Below are 18,155 nucleotides of genomic sequence, written 5' to 3' on the forward strand. Positions count from 1 at the left end.
GAAGGGTGAAAGACCAAAACGAGTGAAGAGGTGGGCCAAAAGGCACATACCTTTATAATAACGGCATGCCCAGGTGGCGAAATTGGTAGACGCACCAGCTTCAGGTGCTGGCGATCGTAAGGTTGTGGGGGTTCGAGTCCCTTCCTGGGCACCAAACAAGGCTTAACGGCGCTCTACGCCTAATAATACAAGGCCAATATAGAGAAAACTGGCCGTCTCTACACAAAAATACATAAAGCCTATATGGGGGTGCTTTCTCAGATTGCAAGCCCTTTTTAGCTCGCTACATAGTGTATTCATTCATACGCAAAGTTAGTCACTCCATAACTTGCCTGCGGTCGCCCAGTCTGATTTCTTAACGTCTCGGTAAATAACATCTACTGATTCAGCGCTGCATCCCATAATTTTGACCGCCGCTTCTGTAATTGCCTTAGCGTACTCGCGCTTGACCTCATCGCTGCGACCCTCAAATATTTGAACTTGAATTAATGGCATAGATTTCTCCTTTTCACTATTTTTTTAATAAACCTAGATAAGCCGGCCACTCTATCTGACCCTCCTCGTCACCATCACTGCACAATTGCTCGTAAGTCATTCTACAAATTGCCGGATCGGGAACAACTAACTCCTCTACCTCACCTGCTAATAGTTGAATTTTGCAGGCCTTATCTAATACGTCCATTAAATAAAATACCTGCTGAATACTCACACCACAGATGATGCTGCCATGGTTTTCTAACAATAAAGCCTTTTTATTCCCAAGCGCCGATATGAGTCCCACTTGCTCTGAGGCCGATAAGGCCAGTCCTTGATAGCGATGCCTTTCGATATCGCCATAGAAACGTAAGGCATGCTGCGATAGTGGTAATAGACCTTGCTTTTGTGCTGAGACAGCAATGACGGAATCAACATGTAGATGCAGCACGCATGCCGCGTCTGGTCTAGCCGCATGTACCGCTCCATGAATAGCAAAACCAGATTGATTTACCGGCCCTATGCCTGAGAGAATTTCTCCTTGAACATTCACCTTGACTAAATTTTCTGGAGATACTTCATCAAAGCGCAAACCAAATTGATTGATGAGATAAGCGCCCTCTTCATTTGGAATAGAGGCTGAAATATGGGTATAAATACCATCATCCCATCCCTTCAACGCAGCAAGACGATAGGCTGCAGCTAAATTGATTCGAACTTCTTCCTCAGTTTGATTCGTCATATCGAAGAACTAGAGCCCCATAGAGCGATGCAAAATCTTGGGTTTCATTTCTTCCCAAAGACCTTCAAACTCTTCAGCTCTATCTTCGGATAGCTCAATCGGCTCAAAGAGTCCGCTAAAGAAGATTGTCTTTTTGGGAGCTAAGATCTTTTCAAACTCCGTTAACCCAACCGGCTTATCGTTCATATCCCGAGTTAATTGAGCAGAGCAAACAATAGCTTCATGATCGTCTTGATCAATCACGGCAAATTCAATCAACTGCTGGGACTTGTCTAGGATGACCAGAGTACCTCTGGCGTAGCAAACTGCCTCATGCTCCTGAACAATATAAGCTAAGAATTGATTTTCCTGGTCTTGCTCCATATGCAGGTCATCAATAAAAAAGAGGTATTGGCTCCCTTCTCCATTGACCAAGGTAAAGACCTTGGGAATCACCCCATGCCCTAAGGCAAGATTTCGGTAATAAGAAGAAAGTTCAACAGCGAGATTTTCGGAAAAAAGGTGCATAAAGTAAATCTGTAAATAAAGTGCTTATGGAGTTAGCTGAGTTTTTAGGAAAGTCATCGTGCGATCCCAAGCTAAATCTGCAGCTGCAGAATTGTATTGCAATGGTGGCAAGCCCCTAGCGTCTGACTTTGGATTAGCGAATGCATGCTTAGCATCATAGCGCTGAAAATCATAATGTACTCTAGCGGATTTCAACTTCTCCTCCAGTAGATCTACGCCAGCGATAGAGAAAAAATCATCTTGCAGGGCCCAGTGTGCCAACATCGGTTTTTTGATAGCCGGCGCATCAACATACTCCAGCGGAGGGTAGCCATACCAAACCACGGTTCCATCACATTCTGGAACAAGGCCGGCTGACAGGACTGTGAGCGCCCCACCCATACAAAAACCAGTAACAGCAACTTTAGCGCTGCCAGTTGTCTTGAGGTACTGAACAGCGCCACGAATATCTTGGCTGGCGGCATCACCAAAATTCAGATCCTTCATGAGGTGCTCTGCTTCATTTGCTTCCAGAGCGAGTTTGCCACGGTACAAATCCGGAACCAAGGCGCGATATCCTGCTTTAGCTAAGCGATTGGCAACATTCTTGATCTCATCATCCAAACCCCACCACTCTTGAATCACTACCACGCCAGGGGCATTTATTGGATTGGCCGGCTCAATTAAATAGGCCTCTACTGAGGTGCCGTCTGGTCTCTTAAATGAAATCATCACAGTCTTTCTTTTCAAATAAATTCGGTTTACTGCTCTTTTTTATCAGTATGAATATAGCCCACCAAGCAGAAAGTAAGCAAGCCACATAAAGCCGCCCCATAACCAACTAGGTTGTAGTGCTCCATTTTTCCATCTGCACCAATAGTCACCACCATGCCAGCAAGTATTGAGGCAAGCCCCGATGCTAACATTTGGACTGAGCCCACCAAGCTCATAAAGGTACCCCGAATTTTCGCCTCCACCATTTGGCTAGCAATTGCCATCGCCGGAATCATGCGCCCGGAGATCAAGATGAAAAATGCAGTTGAATTTACCAAGGCCACCCACAGCGGCACAGGCATCAGATTGGTTGTGACTAGCAAAGGAATAAGGCTGGCGATAGCCAATATTTTAAAGATCTTCACCTTGCCATAGCGATCAGCCATTTGCCCAATCACTCGAGAACTCATCAAAGTGGCAATCCCGCCACAAAGATAGATCAATGGAATATATCCATTATCAATCCCCACATTGGAGGTGAGATAGAGTGCAATATATGGAATAACCGAAAATCCAGTCAACATGATCAGTGCCATAAAAAAGAATACGCGTAGATGCTGGTGTGCGCTAAACACATTCCATATTTGGCTTAAGCGACTGCCTTCATGAGTCTGATCTAAATGACCGATGATTCTGGGAATATTGCGATAACCCAAATACAAAATGAGAGTGGATATCAAGGCAATAAAAAAGAATGGCGCACGCCAACCTAAGTATGGAATATTGTTAGCCAACAATAGACTGAGAGGGACTCCCGCTACGGTCGACACCGAGAAAGCAGACATCACCGTACCCAAAGCTTTGCCTCTGCGCTCAAACGGAATAGAGTCTGCAACGATGGTTTGAACTAATGAACCTAATATGCCGCCAAAGGCACCTGCAAATGCCCGAGCAATAAAAAGAGAATGGTAATCCGGCGCCAAACCACAGACTAAGGTGGCAATAATGAAGCAGGCATACAAACTGAGAAGCAGCACTCGCCTCTCAAAGCGATCTACAAAGTAGGTAGCAAAGACACCGGCAAGAGCTGCGGCAAAAGTATAGGAAGAAAGTAACAGGCCGAATTCATGGGTATTGATATTGAGCTCACGAATAAATTCCGGACCCAAAGGCATCATGATCATGAAGTCTAGGATGTGAGTGAACTGAATTCCAGCCAAGGAGAATAAGAAAAAGTATTCTTTCTTCTTGCCGCCTGGCGTGTGATGCTCGGTCAAAGGTTACTTTACAGTTTATTAGGGGTAGGACATTATCAACCTAAGAGCTTAAAGCTGAGCCTACCAGCATTTGATTGATGACGCCAACTACTAGGAATGGGTTTTTATGGGCACTTCCTGCAATTGAAAAGTAAAAGGTGTATCATTAGGGTTAACCCTTAAGGAGCTCACCATGGCACATTCAAACTCAGTACTATTTCAACAGGCACCTACTATTAGCATTAAACCTTTAATAGCAATTAAAGATATTTTTGTCTTATTAGCAGAAGCTTTCAGCGAAGCTAAGGTATTGGAGCAGAAATCACGTAGAACTAGTGGAAATTGGTAATTTGTTGCTGATTTAACTCTGTTTTAGGCCATTTTTGGTCATTTTTTAAGAAATAAGCCTCCGTTCTTTGGAGGCTTTTTCTTTTAAACAGCGTCCCTAACGCTGAACATAGTAACCATAGACACAGCGTGAACCACCCCGAGACGGGTTATGGGTATCTTGAATAACACCATCAATGACAGCCGTCAGGTGCTTAGAAACCTTCACAATTAATCTGCCCGAGGGCAACTCGTTGGCTAGTAAATGCACTTTACAGCCAGCGCCAACCTGCATAGTAGGCACCCAATCAAAGCCATGACCCACAATATAGTCATGAAACACATTGCGATGATTGCCGTTACGCGGTGAAGCGCCCTTAGCGTTGAGACGCCTAGCCAACTTGTCGTTTCGTTGATCGGCATAAGCTGCATTGGCAGCGCGAAGATCTTCGTAGACCTGCAAATAAGGTAATTGGGCGACAATCGCAATCGCTCGAACTACACAGTCACCAGCCCCACCTTTGAAACCCGCAAGCTCCCTACCCCCATCGTTGAGTTGAAAGCCCAGCTCTTGGCCGCGACTATTAGATAGTCTGGTGAAGAGGTTAAAAAAATTCAGCACAGGGTAGTCGGGAGTTTAGGGGAATTCAGGCAAGTTATCGTCAAAAGAAAAATGGACTTGCCTTTCGACAAATCCATTCTCATTTTCTATTCACCACAGCTTACTTCGCTTGTGCCTGCTTGACCTTCAAACGCCAAGCATGTAGCAAAGGCTCGGTATACCCGTTTGGCTGCTCAAGACCCTTAAAGATCAAATCACTCGCAGCTTGAAAGGCGTAGGAATCCTTATAGTTTGGCATCATCGGCTTATACAAGGGATCGCCAGCATTTTGACTATCCACGATAGTAGCCATTCGTTGCATGGCTTCCTCTACTTCGGCTTTGCTTACATACTTATGCAGCAACCAGTTAGCAATGTGCTGACTAGAAATACGCAATGTTGCGCGATCTTCCATTAAGCCTACGTTATAGATATCAGGCACCTTAGAACAACCAACGCCTTGATCAATCCAACGCACGACATAACCCAAAATACCTTGGCAATTATTATTCAGAGCTTCGCGAATCTCCTCCTTAGTCCAATCCGGGAATAGCGCAATTGGTACGGTCAAGAGATCATCGGTTAAGGCCTCATACTCGGCTGCAGTGTCCTGCTTCTCCATATCTTCCTGAATCTTTGCTACATCGACCTGGTGATAGTGAATGGCATGCAAAGTGGCAGCAGTAGGTGATGGTACCCAAGCAGTATTCGCTCCAGCTTGAGGATGTGCAGCTTTTTGCTCAACCATTTCCTTCATGAGATCTGGCGCAGGCCACATGCCCTTACCAATCTGTGCGCGACCACGTAGGCCACAATCTAAGCCTGCCAATACATTGCGGCGCTCATAAGCTCCGAACCATTTAGCAATCTTCATTCTGCCTTTACGAACCATAGCTCCGCCATACATGCCGGTGTGCATTTCATCACCAGTGCGGTCTAAGAATCCAGTATTAATAAAGGCAACACGAGCACCAGCTGCAGCGATAGCAGCTTTAATGTTGACGCTCATACGGCGCTCTTCATCCATGATGCCCAATTTGACCGTGTTCACAGGCAAGCCAAGTAATTTCTCAACCCGACCAAAGAGCTCGCCAGCAAATGCCACTTCTTCAGCGCTGTGCATTTTTGGCTTAACAATATAGACCGAGCCTTTACGTGTATTACCAATAGCCTGAGTCGCTGGGCGATTGATATCATACAAAGCAATCAACACCGTCACTACTGCATCTAAGATACCTTCGTAGATTTCCTTGCCTTCGCCAGTAATGATGGCGGGGTTAGTCATCAAGTGACCAACGTTGCGCAGAAACAAAAGTGATCGGCCATGCAAAGTCACAACGCCATCTTTAGCATTGATAGCGCCAATGCCCGCTGTGTACTTGCGATCTGCATTCAGTGTGCGGGTAAAAGTCTTGCCGCCTTTGCTGACTTCTTCAACCAAGGTGCCTTTGAGAATGCCCAACCAATTCTCATAAGCTAGCACTTTGTCATCGCCATCCACCACTGCTACCGAGTCTTCTAGATCCAAAATGGTTGAGAGTGCAGCTTCAAGCACCACATCATTTACGCCCGCTAAATCAGCAGCCCCAATGGTTTTAGTCTTATCAATTTGAATATCAATATGAATGCCATGGTTACGCAATAAGACAGATGATGGAGCAGAGGCATCACCTTGATAGCCAACAAACTGTTTCTCATCAATCAAACCCGTTGTGCTGCCGTCTTTTAATTTCACGGACAGTTTTTTATCTACAACGACATAGGCAACTACATCGGTATAAGAGGCTTTAGCCAAAGGAGCGGCTTGATCTAAAAATTGACGTGCGTAGGCGACGACCTTAGCACCACGAATAGGGTTATAGGCTCCGGTCTTGGTAGCGCCATCTTCTTCAGAAATAACATCTGTGCCGTACAGGGCATCATACAAAGAGCCCCAACGCGCATTTGCAGCATTTAAGGCATAGCGCCCATTGAGCACAGGAACAACCAGTTGAGGGCCGGCTTGAAGAGCCAGTTCGTCATCCACATTCTGAGTAGTAGCCAACACTTTGGCAGGTACATCATCGATATAACCAATTTCTTTCAAGTACTTACGATAAGCAGGCATATCTTTGATTGGGCCAGGATTGGCTTGATGCCATTTATCCAAATCCAATTGCAAGCGATCACGCTTAGCTAGTAAAGCTTCGTTCTTTGGACTCAGATCTTTCACGATCTCGTCAAAACCCTTCCAAAAGTCTGCGCTTTTAATTCCTGTGCCAGGTAAAACTTGATCTTCAATAAAACGGTAAAGCGGTGTAGCTACTTGAAGGCTATTACATTGTGTACGTGCTGTCATTTCTAAATCCCAAAGCAAATGTGTAAATTAAATATAAAAAAATTAAAAAGGGGGTGCTTTATTAACCTTTGAATGGATGTTGCAAAAGAATTGTTTCATCGCGGTCAGGTCCTGTTGAGACCATGGCGATCGGCTTTCCTGCAACTTCTTCGATACGACGCAGGAACTTCTGTGCCTCTATTGGGAGTTTGCCCCATTCACGAATACCAAAAGTTGTTCCCTTCCATCCCGGGAAATCCTCGTAAATTGGTTCGCAATGCGCAACAGCTTCAGCTCCACGCGGCAATACATCTAATTTTTGACCATCAAGTGTGTAACCCACACAAAGACGAATCGTCTCAAAGCCATCCAATACGTCCAGCTTAGTAATGCACAGGCCAGACAATCCATTGATCTGAATAGAACGCTTGAGTGCAGCGGCATCTAACCAACCAGTGCGACGCGGACGGCCGGTAACAGAACCAAACTCCTTACCTACCTCAGCCAAACGGATACCAACAGGATCTTGCTTAGCTGGGTTATCAAAGTCGTATAACTCGCTTGGGAATGGGCCGGCGCCAACACGCGTGCAATAAGCCTTGGTGATACCCAAGATATATTGCAAAGAATCCGGACCAACGCCAGATCCAGCAGCAGCATTACCAGCCACACAGTTACTCGAAGTCACGTATGGATAGGTGCCATGATCGATATCTAGCAAAGTGCCTTGCGCACCCTCGAACAATAAATTTTGGCCAGCTTGCTCTGCTGCATATAAGGCGCTGGAGACATCAACCACCATCGGCTTAATGCGCCCTGCATAAGACATGGCCTCTTCTAAAGTCTTTTGAAAATCTACTGGCTCGGCACCATAGTAATTTGTGAGCATGAAGTTGTGATATTCCAAGTTCTCACGCAATTGCGCGGCAAACTTTTCTGGATAAAACAAATCTTGAACACGTAGGGCGCGGCGGGCTACCTTATCTTCATAGGCTGGTCCGATACCACGACCAGTAGTACCAATCTTGGCATCACCACGCTTTTTCTCACGAGCATGATCAATTGCTACGTGATAGGGCAAGATTAACGTTGTTGCTTCAGAAATCTTCAAGCGAGATTGAACATCCAAGCCCGCAGCCTCTAACTCACCAATTTCTTTAAAGAGTGCTTCTGGAGAAAGTACGACACCATTACCAATGTAGCAAATCACGTTCTTATGCATGATTCCGGAGGGGATCAGACGCAAAATTGTTTTTTTACCGCCAATAATCAGCGTATGGCCAGCGTTATGTCCACCCTGAAAACGCACAACTGCTTGAGCATGGTCGGTTAACCAATCCACTACTTTGCCCTTGCCTTCGTCACCCCACTGGGTACCAATGACAACGACGTTACGACCATGAGCTTGTTGCTTTAAAGACATAATGAAATCCAAAAAATAATTACAGAATTAATGTGTTGTTCAAATAGCGCTTACTTCTTTTTTACTACCCATGAGCTGCCTTGCTTTACTAGCTCACGATCACAAAGATATTCAGCAGTTTCTAGGGCATCAGCACTAGGAGCTTGGATGACTACTTCACCAGCATCACGCAATTCAGTAATCTTGCTAGTTAAGTCAGCATCTAGAGTCCAAGGCGCTACGATAGCGGGCTTTCTTTGCGCTAAAGGCGCAAGGTTAGCTAGAGTCAATAAATCCATTGAAAAGCCAGTAGCAGGACGGGAGCGTCCAAATGCTTGACCAACATGATCGTATCTGCCGCCCCTCGCAATTGGTTGTGGCAACTGATCAACATAAGCCGCAAACATCACACCACTGTGATATTGATATCCGCGCAGATCCGCCAGATCAATACTGAGTTCAACCTTACCTGGAAGTGCATCTGTTGCTGCGGCCAATTTTTCTAATTGAGCCAAGGCCTCATCAATCAATGGATGTTTCGGTAAAGATTTTCTGGCGCCAGCCAATACTTGCGCACAAGGGCCATTTAATTCAGTAAGCGCCATTAGGGCTTGTGCAGACTTGGCTGGTAAGCATTTAGACCAAATCGCTAAGCGTGGGCGATCTTTACTTTGCAATAAGCTATACAGAGCCTCGACATCAGCTTTTTCTTTAACTTGCCCATCCAGAATACCTTCAAGCACGCCTGCATGCGAGAGATCGAGATAGGCCTTATTCAAGCCTGCAACACTCAAGGTTTTTAGTAATAAGGAGATCGCCTCGAAATCTGCTTCCCAAGTGGCGCATCCATAAATCTCTGCGCCAAGTTGCAATTCTTCACGGGCCGAGCTGCCTACTGGTGTGCGTGCATGGGCAACAGATCCTGCATAGCAAAGGCGGGTTACGCCTTTACGATTGAGTAGGTGCGCATCGATACGAGCCACTTGCGGAGTCATATCGGCACGCAGGCCTAATGTTCGGCCAGATAACTGATCAACCAATTTAAATGTTTGTAGGTTCAGATCTGAACCAGTGCCAGTAAGCAAAGAATCTAGGAACTCCAATATAGGAGGGGCAACTAGCTCATAGCCATAGGACTGATACAAATCCAAAATAGCGCGACGCAGAGTCTCTACCTTACGAGCCTCGGCTGGCAAAACATCAGCAATATCTTCAGGAAGTAACCAGCGATTCATGATTTGAAATATGCACTCTTAATTTTTTTTGTTCATGAATTTAAAGAACTCGCCATTAGGTTCAATCACCATCACATCCCTCTTATCCTTGAAAGAACTTCGGTAGGCCTGAAGACTCTGATAGAACTGCGCAAACTGAGGGTCGCGTCCAAATGCATCAGCATATAAAGCCGTAGCCCTTGCATCGCCAGAACCTTTAATTTTCTGTGCTTCACGATAAGCTTCGGCCAAGATTGTGTCACGCTGACGTTCTGCATTGGCTCGAATCTTGTCGGACTCTGCGGCACCTGTGGAGCGTAGCTCATTAGCAACACGTTTACGCTCCGCTTCCATACGACGATAAACGGAGTCACTAATCTCAGCTAGTAGATCTACCCGCTTGAGGCGAACGTCGACGATTTCAACGCCAATATCAGCAGCATCATCAGCTACCTTTTTACGAATACCTTGCATCACTTGCTCACGTTGATCTGAAATAATCTCTCTGACTGTGCGTTTAGTGAACTCTTCGTTCAAAGCAGAACGTACTAACTGAGTTAAGCGGTCTTGTGCCAAGCGTTCATCACCTTTAAAGCTGACAAAGAACTTACGGGGATCAACAATACGCCACTTCACATATGAATCAACCAAGAGATTTTTCTTCTCAGAGGTAATAAAGCGCTCGGCTTCTGGTGTATCGATAGTCAAAATACGACGATCAAAGAAGCGAACGTTTTCAAAAGGCGCCGGCAGCTTCACTTGCAAGCCAGGCTGTTCAATCACACGCACAATTTGCCCGAATGAGAACACCACAGCGTAGTTACGCTGATCGACTACAAAAATACTTGAAGTCAAAATATAGAAAAGACCAATCAGGCCAGCTATAGCAGCTAAGAGACGATTTGCGTTCATTATCTTGCATCTCCTCTATCACGGTTTCTTAGGCCGTCGCGTTTTTCGGAAGCGCCAGAGCCTGAGGTATTGCTAGGGCTTGGGCTAGTTGCATTGTTGCTAAATGGGGCCGCTGGATTACCTGTCGCGCCTCCTACTGTCACAGACCCAGTAGGCGTTGCAGCTGCTGCCTGACCAGTAGCGACTTGTGTACTTTCTGCACTAACTTGAGCAATGATCTTATCGAGTGGTAAATACAGCATGCTATTGCTCTTGGTGGTATCTACCAAAACTTTAGACACGTTGTTATACATCTCGCGCATGCTATCAATGTACATACGATCACGAGTCACGCCGGGTGCTTTTGCATATTCAGTCTGGACTTGCTTAAAGCGATTTGCATCACCCTCTGCGGTTGCAACCACCCTAGACTTATAACCTTCAGCCTCTTGAATGAGTCGATCAGCCGTACCCTTTGCACGTGGAATGATGTCGTTCGCATATGCTTGACCTTCACTCTTGAGGCGCTCCTGATCTTGGCCCGCCTTAACAGCATCATCAAATGAAGCTTGCACTTGCTCAGGCGGCTGAACGTTTTGAACAGTCACGCTCGTCACATAAATACCAGTTTTATAGCTATCTAGAATTTTCTGTATTGAGCCAGCAAGATCAATCGCAATCTTTTCACGACCTTCATACAAAACAGTATCCATCTTGCTCCGTGCCACGATTTCACGTACTGCAGTTTCCGCAGCTTGCACCACAGTAGTATCGGGATCGCGATTATTAAACAAATAATCGGTTGGATCTTTTAAGCGGTACTGAACTGCAAAACGTACATCAATAATGTTTTCGTCTTCCGTGAGCATGGAAGTGTCTTTTTGATTGGTTGCTTTAATCAAAATAGAGCGACCAACCTCAACGGAACGAACTCCAGAGACGTTGACAACTTGCTCAGCCTGAACTGGCCAAGGCATGCGCCAGTTAATACCAGGGCCTGCGGTGTACGCATACTTACCAAAGGTAGTGACCACACCCGACTGGCCTTCTTGAATGATGTAGAAACCACTAAAAATCCAAAGCAACACTACGCCACCTGCAGCGATTATTACTGTGACTTTTGAGCCAAAGGGGTTGGTGAAATTGAAGTTGGGTGCAGTAAAGCCACCGCCACCATTACCTCCGCCATTACCGCGCTGTGATGGTGGAGGGATATCAGTACTGTTGGGCTTATTCGCTGGCGCGCTTGATGAGGAGCCTGGCTTTTTCTTGCCGCCAAAAATACCGCTCAGGCGGTCGTTAAAGTCACGCCACAACTCATCAAGGTCTGGAGGGCCATTGGGTCGTGCGGGCTGATTTTGCGGTGGGGTTTCCACAGGCTTATTCGACCCTGGATTAGCGGGGTCTACTTTTGGAGCCTGATCAGAACCCTGGCCCTCTTTGGCATCTTTAGATCCGTTACCTGGGGCACTGTTACCCCAGCCTGGATCATTGACCGAAAACAGTTCGAGAAATTTACGCATCGTTTGGTGAGTACTTACGGTTAGGAATCGGATTAAATTCGGAAGTTTCTGGTCGTTCTGGTAAAGGAGCTAAAAACTCGCCTGATTCCATTTGAACTTTAGCGCGATTCTGCTCGACTCTTATTCTATCAGTCATTTGAGAGCATTCGGCAAGGGCTAATCGCAATAAATCAAGGCCTAGGCCTGTCTTAGCGGATAGGAAAATCTGACTCGGAATGCCCTCAGAATCGCGCACTAGGACAGCGCCTTCCGTAAAGGTCTGAGGCATCTGGTCAATCTTGTTCATGATCTCGATACGGGGAATGTCATCGGCCCCAATTTCCCGTAAAACAGCCTCTACTTCGGCCTTCTGCTCCATTGCGACTGGGCTACAGGCGTCAATCACATGCAAAATTAGATCTGCATGAATCGTTTCATCCAAGGTGGCCCTGAATGCCTCCACCAGCTGATGCGGTAACTCACGGATAAAGCCTACTGTGTCTGAAACCACAATTGAACCCACACCGTCTAAATGGACTTTACGGGAGGTCGTATCTAGGGTTGCGAATAACTGATCTGCCGCATAAGTCCCTGCTTTTGTAAGGGAATTAAACAAGGTAGATTTACCAGCATTGGTGTAGCCGACCAGCGAAACTGAAAAAACGTCTCTTCTGTTACGAGCCCTTCTTTGGGTTCTTTGCTGGCGCTGAAGCTTCTCTAATTCAGCCTCTAGACGTTTAGCCTTGGTTGCCAGCATCCGCCGATCGAGCTCCATCTGGGTTTCACCAGGACCGCCACGTACACCAATACCGCCGCGCTGGCGCTCTAAGTGGCTCCAGGCACGCACTAATCTAGACATACGGTAGCGAACCTGGGCTAACTCCACCTGAGTTTTACCAATATGACTTTGCGCTCTTTGGCTAAAGATGTCCAAAATCAGACCAGTACGATCCATCACATGAAAGCCAATATGGCGCTCTAAATTGCGTTGCTGGGTTGGGGATAGCGGATGGTTAAAGATGACCAGCTCGGCACCTTGCTCCTCCATTGCTTTTTTAACTTCGTTGGCCTTACCTGAACCAATAAATAAAGCAGGATCTGTCTTACCCTTGCGGGCAATCACACTAGTGATGGGTATGGAGCCTGCACTCTGTGCAAGCAGGCTGAGCTCTGCCATGCTGTCCGCAAAATCCTCGCGGCCTGTATCAACTCCAACCAGAACGGCACGCGCCGCATCTACACCAGTTTTAAACAGAGCTAACTTCTTCCGTGCGGAACTCCACTGCACGAGCAGGAACAATTGTGGAAATGGCGTGTTTATAGACCATCTGAGTTACGGTGTTACGCAAGAGCACTACGTATTGATCAAATGATTCAATATTGCCTTGCAGCTTGATGCCGTTGACAAGATAGATGGAGACAGGAACATGCTCTTTGCGCAGGGCATTGAGGAAAGGGTCCTGTAGTAATTGGATTTTGCTGTTATTCATACTGCTCCTTAATGGTTTTTATTTGTTGCTGCTATTTTGGGAGTCTTGCTTTTTTTATTTATTGCTTTACTGCTTACTTTCTACTGCTTGCTTCTACTGCCTACCTCCAACATAAGGGGGCTGATATTCAAAAATCAAGCCCCTTACTTAAAACACAATTAAAACTGTAGCGCTATTTTTGCTTTTTTACTTCTTTTTACCTTTTTTACCCTTGTCCGCATCAACATAAGGGTTTTTAGCGGTATTCATCTGAATGCGCAATGGGGTGCCGCGTAACTTGAAGACCTCTCTAAAGCGACCCTCTAGGTAGCGCTTGTAGCTATCAGTTACACCACTCAAGGAGGTACCATGAATCACCACAATGGGGGGATTCATACCGCCTTGGTGAGCGTAGCGTAATTTTGGACGACCCATACCCACACGCTTAGGTTGCTGGTGCTCAATGGCATCTTGCAAAATGCGGGTGAGTTTCGGAGTTGGCAATTTCGCCATGGCTGCGGCATAAGCTAGATCAACGTCCTTAAATAGCTCTTTAAGACCGGTGCCCTTCTTAGCAGAAATCGGGTGTACGTTTGCAAAATCAAGGAAGCGTAATTTTTGAGTGATCTCTAAACGCGCACGCTCTTTAACGTAAGTATCAAGACCATCCCACTTGTTCACTGCAACAACTAATGCACGCCCTGCCTCCACAATAAATCCAGCGATATGGGCGTCTTGCTCAGAAATATCCTGCTGGGCATCAAGCATCAAAATGACCACATTGCAATCAGCAATCGCCTGCAATGTTTTAACTACAGAGAATTTCTCAATCGCTTCAAATACTTTTCCACGACGACGCAGACCTGCTGTATCTACCAAGATATATGGCTTGCCATTACGCTCAAACGGAACTTCAATCGCATCACGGGTTGTGCCCGGCATATCAAATGCAATCACACGCTCTTCACCGATCAATTTATTGGTCAGGGTTGATTTACCCACGTTAGGACGACCCACTACCGCAATCTTCATTGGGCGATTAGGATCGTTTTCTTGTTTTTCTGCTTCTGGCTCTGGAATACCTAAAGAATCCAATGCATCATCAATCAAACCACGCACACCATCACCGTGCGCTGATGAAATTGGAAATGGTTCGCCTAAACCCAGCTCATGAAAGTCTGCGGTAACCACACCGGACTGCATGCCTTCAGTTTTGTTCACTGCCAGAATGATCGGTCTACCCGTCTTGCGCAAGAAATCGGCAATCACACGATCTTGAGGGGCCATGCCCAAACGGCCATCCACCAAGAAAATAATGATGTCGGATTCAGCAACAGCTTGCTTAGTTTGCTTAGCCATCTCGGCAACAATGCCGGTCTTGGCTACCGGCTCAAAACCACCGGTGTCTACGCAAATAAATGCGCGTTCGCCAATACGGCCTTTACCGTAGTGACGGTCGCGAGTCAGACCCGAGAAGTCCGCAACCAAAGCATCACGTGAACGCGTTAAACGATTAAAGAGTGTCGACTTGCCAACGTTAGGACGGCCGACAATAGTAATTACTGGATTCATTTTGGACTGTACGCCGCTAGTTTTCCACCTTGAGACTGAACCAAGATGAGGCCGTTCACCGCAATCGGTGCGGCTGTGATGGGACTACTATCATGACGAATGCGTGCCAGCATTTCGCCATTCGATTGTGAGAGTGCATGCACATAACCTTGCGCATCACCAAGGAGCAATACTTTACCAACCGCCATCGGCTCACCGACATCTCTAAATGTCAGCTGCGTATTTTCCCAGGCCTGTGAACCATCTTTCACCGCAAATGCAGTGACATGCGATTTTTCGTTTGAGGAGAAAACCAAATCAGGACTTTGCGCTGTGCCGGTATAGCTTGAATAATCTTTGAACCACAATAAATTACCTGTACGCGCTTGACCACAACCTATTCGACCTTGATAAGAGACGGCGCAGATAATCTCACCATCCATACTTGGCTTAGCTGTTACATCATTGAGGCGCTCAATTTCAGAAAATCCCTTTGGAAACGAAACCGGAGTCTCCCAAACGAGTCCCCCGTTCGCAATCGCAATCATGCCAAAGCGACCACCAGAAAACCCAGTCACAATCACCTCATTACCAATGGCAAGCATACCGTAACCAACGCGCAATGACAGAGCGGATTGTTGACGTTGGTAGGTCCACTTTCGTACACCTGTCTGCGCATCAAGTCCAACAAAGCGGCTATCAAGCGTACGAATAATGACTACACCACCAGCAACGACTGGCTCTGATAGGACCTCACTGCCAACACTTACATTCCAAATGGCCTTACCAGTATCGTCGTAGGCATAGACCGTTCCTTTGGTGGTGACTACTGCTGTAGTGCGACCATCCGATCCAGGTCCAATCGATAGGCGATCAGGCACAGATACTTCCCATACTTTTTGACCGGAGCGCAAATCAATCTTGGCCAAATTACCGCGATGGGAAGCAGCATAAACAGCATCTCCTGCTACCGCAGGATGAAAATTAAATGGCTCAGATGAACCTACGCTAGTTGTCCATACGGGAGTAAAGTCAAATTGATTGCTGACAGGAGCTAGCTCAGCAGGCTTGCGTACACGTGAGCCGCCTGAGCAAGCTACTAGGGCCACAAGCACAGAACCTAGTATTAAAGCTGTACTTGCTAGTTTTGCTACACGTTTGCAATCCATCATCACTGAGCTACTCCTCCGACGGCATCTAATTTAACCTTCAAGAGACGACGCGCCTCTTCAGGGAATTCTTTTGCATCATTTAATTGCTTCCAGGCAGCTTCATAGCTCTTGCGTGCATCGGCCGTATTTTTTTGCGCTAAATACCAATCGCCGCGACGCTCTAACCACAAGGCCTCAAAACCGGAGATAGGTTTTTCTTTCAGGATCGCATCGGCTTCTACAAAATCTTTTTCTGTACCAAACTCAATTAACTGGGCAGTGAGGCGTAATTTAGCTAATGCTAAATATCCCTGGTCAGATGCATTCTTCGCAGCCCAGCGCAAATAATCCATCGCCTTTGCAGAGTCACCCGCATCAGAGGCAATCTTGGCAGCTACTAAGCTGGACATTGCAGCATAGGGCGTACCAGAAAACTGTTTTTGCAAATCATCAGCAGCGCGTAAAGTTTGATCTTTATCGCCCTTGTTGATGGCAGTGACCATGGTCTCGTATAACTGGGATGCGGCTGCAGCTTGGTTAGTTTGCCACCAGTGATATCCGTTATACCCCGCGTAGGCAAATAAAGCAGCCGTAATCACACCAGTGATTAGGTTGCGATATTTTTGCCAAAATGCTTTAAGTTGATCTAATTGTTCTTGTTCTTCTAGGTCTAAGGGCATGTCAATCCAAGCAAATAAATACAGTATTAATAATCAATATCTTCATTCTATTCGGTGGCGCCAACTATGGCATCAATTACTGCTTCTACAACGCTGTCGAGATCTACTGCCTTCTGTACACCGGTGCTACGCAAATCTTTGAGTTGAGCCTCATTCTTAGCCAATTCATCAGGCCCAATAATGACAGCATAGGCTGCCCCACTCGAATCCGCTTTCTTCATTTGTGACTTAAAGCTGGCAGTCTGGCCATCGGGAGAGCAAAACAGGATGACATCAATACCCGCATTACGCAGGCGCTCAGCAATGATCATGGCTGCAGACAGAGTCTCACCGCCCTGGTGAATCACAAAAGCATCGCATTGAGCCTGCGCTTCTGGCAAAGATCCCGAAACCTTCATCAGCTCCAAGACTCGCTCCATACCCATTGCCCAGCCGCAGGCTGGAGCAGCTTTACCACCCATACGCTCAATCAAAGGGTCATAGCGACCGCCGCCGGCGATCGTGCCTTGAGCACCCAACTCTCCGGTAATCCACTCGAACACAGTCAAGTTGTAATAATCTAATCCACGCACTAGACGGGGATTGATTTTGCAAGGAATGTTGTTGGCCTTGAGTAAAGCTTGCACGGCCTCAAAATGCTTAAGTGATTCTTCGCCTAAGAAATCCAATAACTTGGGTGCGCCTTCAATCAAATCTTGCATTGCTGGATTCTTAGAATCCAAGATACGCAATGGGTTCGTTAATAAACGACGCTGGGAATCCTCATCGAGCTGCTCTTTGTTTTTCTCGAAGTACGTAACTAAAGCAGCACGATGTTCTGCACGCTCAGGAGCTTGCCCTAAAGAGTTAATCTCCAGACGAACGCCTTTCAGGCCGAGCTCATCCCACAAGCGTTGACCCATCAAAATAATTTCTGCATCGATATCTGGGCCAGCAAAGCCCATGGCTTCAATACCAAATTGATGGAACTGGCGATAGCGGCCACGTTGTGGGCGCTCATGGCGGAACATCGGTCCGGTGTACCAAAGACGCTTTGGTCCTTCGTACAGTAAATTATTTTCAACCACAGCTCGCACGACAGCGGCAGTACCTTCTGGACGCAATGTGAGCTGCTCACCATTCAGGCGATCTTCAAACGAATACATCTCTTTTTCAACAATATCGGTTACTTCACCAATGCCGCGCTGAAACACTGCAGTCGCTTCAACAATCGGAGTGCGTAAGAACTCATAACCGTAGGCACGTGTGAGATCACGCAGAACATGCTCTAAATGTGTCCACTGCGCAGCATCCGCTGGCAAGAGATCATTCATGCCGCGTACGCCATTAATTTTCTGAATCTTTTGCGCTTTAGTTGGATTTGCCTGGTCTGTCATGA

At 46.5% G+C, this 18,155-nt stretch carries 17 protein-coding genes, 1 tRNA gene and 1 pseudogene; 2 read left to right on the plus strand and 17 right to left on the minus strand.

Translation table 11 applies throughout. The features are described 5' to 3' along the window. The first annotated feature begins 67 nt into the window (after positions 1-67). Positions 68-154 (plus strand) — tRNA-Leu (locus tag C2758_RS05900). Between the two features lie 158 nt (positions 155-312). Here C2758_RS05900 and C2758_RS05905 read toward each other — a convergent pair. From C2758_RS05905 to C2758_RS05925, 5 genes and pseudogenes are all read right to left on the minus strand, one after another. Further along, positions 313-498: pseudogene (locus C2758_RS05905) on the minus strand (4-oxalocrotonate tautomerase); the annotation flags it as partial. A gap of 13 nt (positions 499-511) precedes the next feature. Continuing rightward, positions 512-1,216, minus strand: a complete 705-nt coding sequence (locus C2758_RS05910; protein ID WP_215327364.1) for a class II aldolase/adducin family protein — start codon at positions 1,214-1,216, stop codon at positions 512-514. Positions 1,217-1,225: 9 nt separating this feature from the next. Beyond that, on the minus strand, positions 1,226-1,723 hold the full coding sequence (locus C2758_RS05915; RefSeq protein WP_215327365.1) for a hypothetical protein: 498 nt from the start codon (positions 1,721-1,723) through the stop codon (positions 1,226-1,228). Positions 1,724-1,747: 24 nt separating this feature from the next. Beyond that, a complete protein-coding gene (locus C2758_RS05920) occupies positions 1,748-2,434 on the minus strand; it encodes a dienelactone hydrolase family protein (RefSeq protein ID WP_215327366.1) in 687 nt (228 codons plus the stop codon). Positions 2,435-2,463: 29 nt separating this feature from the next. Next, positions 2,464-3,693, minus strand: coding sequence for an MFS transporter (locus C2758_RS05925; RefSeq protein ID WP_251369140.1), 1,230 nt, complete (start codon positions 3,691-3,693; stop codon positions 2,464-2,466). 172 nt (positions 3,694-3,865) lie between these two features. Between C2758_RS05925 and C2758_RS05930 the strand changes: the two genes are divergently transcribed. Continuing rightward, positions 3,866-4,021, plus strand: coding sequence for a hypothetical protein (locus tag C2758_RS05930; RefSeq protein WP_215327367.1), 156 nt, complete (start codon positions 3,866-3,868; stop codon positions 4,019-4,021). 96 nt (positions 4,022-4,117) lie between these two features. On the opposite strand, the gene C2758_RS05935 is transcribed toward C2758_RS05930, so the two are convergent. The 12 genes from C2758_RS05935 to hisS all read right to left on the minus strand — a co-directional run bounded on the left by C2758_RS05935 (position 4,118) and on the right by hisS (position 18,153). Then, the gene (locus tag C2758_RS05935) at positions 4,118-4,621 is read right to left on the minus strand and encodes a hypothetical protein (protein ID WP_215327368.1); all 504 of its coding nucleotides are present in this window, start codon (positions 4,619-4,621) and stop codon (positions 4,118-4,120) included. A 100-nt stretch (positions 4,622-4,721) separates the two neighbouring features. Then, complete coding sequence (locus C2758_RS05940) at positions 4,722-6,938, minus strand: malate synthase G (RefSeq protein WP_215327369.1); 2,217 nt, start codon at positions 6,936-6,938, stop codon at positions 4,722-4,724. A 61-nt stretch (positions 6,939-6,999) separates the two neighbouring features. Next, positions 7,000-8,340 carry an adenylosuccinate synthase gene (locus tag C2758_RS05945; RefSeq protein WP_215327370.1) on the minus strand — a complete coding sequence of 447 codons (1,341 nt, stop codon included), beginning with the start codon at positions 8,338-8,340 and terminating at the stop codon, positions 7,000-7,002. A gap of 50 nt (positions 8,341-8,390) precedes the next feature. Further along, complete coding sequence (locus C2758_RS05950; protein ID WP_215327371.1) at positions 8,391-9,554, minus strand: ATP phosphoribosyltransferase regulatory subunit; 1,164 nt, start codon at positions 9,552-9,554, stop codon at positions 8,391-8,393. An 18-nt stretch (positions 9,555-9,572) separates the two neighbouring features. Further along, the gene (gene hflC / locus C2758_RS05955) at positions 9,573-10,445 is read right to left on the minus strand and encodes a protease modulator HflC (protein WP_215327372.1); all 873 of its coding nucleotides are present in this window, start codon (positions 10,443-10,445) and stop codon (positions 9,573-9,575) included. Continuing rightward, positions 10,445-11,947, minus strand: coding sequence for an FtsH protease activity modulator HflK (gene hflK / locus C2758_RS05960; protein ID WP_215327373.1), 1,503 nt, complete (start codon positions 11,945-11,947; stop codon positions 10,445-10,447). The genes hflC and hflK overlap by 1 nt, the downstream gene beginning before the upstream one ends. Continuing rightward, positions 11,940-13,214, minus strand: coding sequence for a GTPase HflX (gene hflX / locus C2758_RS05965; protein ID WP_256441890.1), 1,275 nt, complete (start codon positions 13,212-13,214; stop codon positions 11,940-11,942). Before hflX ends, hflK begins: the two co-directional genes overlap by 8 nt. Continuing rightward, entirely contained in the window at positions 13,174-13,416 is a 243-nt protein-coding gene (gene hfq / locus C2758_RS05970; RefSeq protein WP_114653200.1) for an RNA chaperone Hfq, read from the minus strand. The genes hflX and hfq overlap by 41 nt, the downstream gene beginning before the upstream one ends. 186 nt (positions 13,417-13,602) lie before the next feature. Beyond that, complete coding sequence (gene der, locus C2758_RS05975; RefSeq protein ID WP_215327374.1) at positions 13,603-14,967, minus strand: ribosome biogenesis GTPase Der; 1,365 nt, start codon at positions 14,965-14,967, stop codon at positions 13,603-13,605. Then, complete coding sequence (bamB, locus tag C2758_RS05980) at positions 14,964-16,118, minus strand: outer membrane protein assembly factor BamB (RefSeq protein WP_215327375.1); 1,155 nt, start codon at positions 16,116-16,118, stop codon at positions 14,964-14,966. Before bamB ends, der begins: the two co-directional genes overlap by 4 nt. After that, entirely contained in the window at positions 16,118-16,777 is a 660-nt protein-coding gene (locus C2758_RS05985) for a tetratricopeptide repeat protein (RefSeq protein WP_215327376.1), read from the minus strand. The genes bamB and C2758_RS05985 overlap by 1 nt, the downstream gene beginning before the upstream one ends. Positions 16,778-16,824: 47 nt before the next feature. Then, complete coding sequence (hisS, locus tag C2758_RS05990; RefSeq protein ID WP_215327377.1) at positions 16,825-18,153, minus strand: histidine--tRNA ligase; 1,329 nt, start codon at positions 18,151-18,153, stop codon at positions 16,825-16,827. Positions 18,154-18,155: the final 2 nt, after the last annotated feature.

Origin of the sequence: Polynucleobacter sp. AP-Sving-400A-A2 (assembly GCF_018688155.1) — a bacterium.
Taxonomy (GTDB): domain Bacteria; phylum Pseudomonadota; class Gammaproteobacteria; order Burkholderiales; family Burkholderiaceae; genus Polynucleobacter.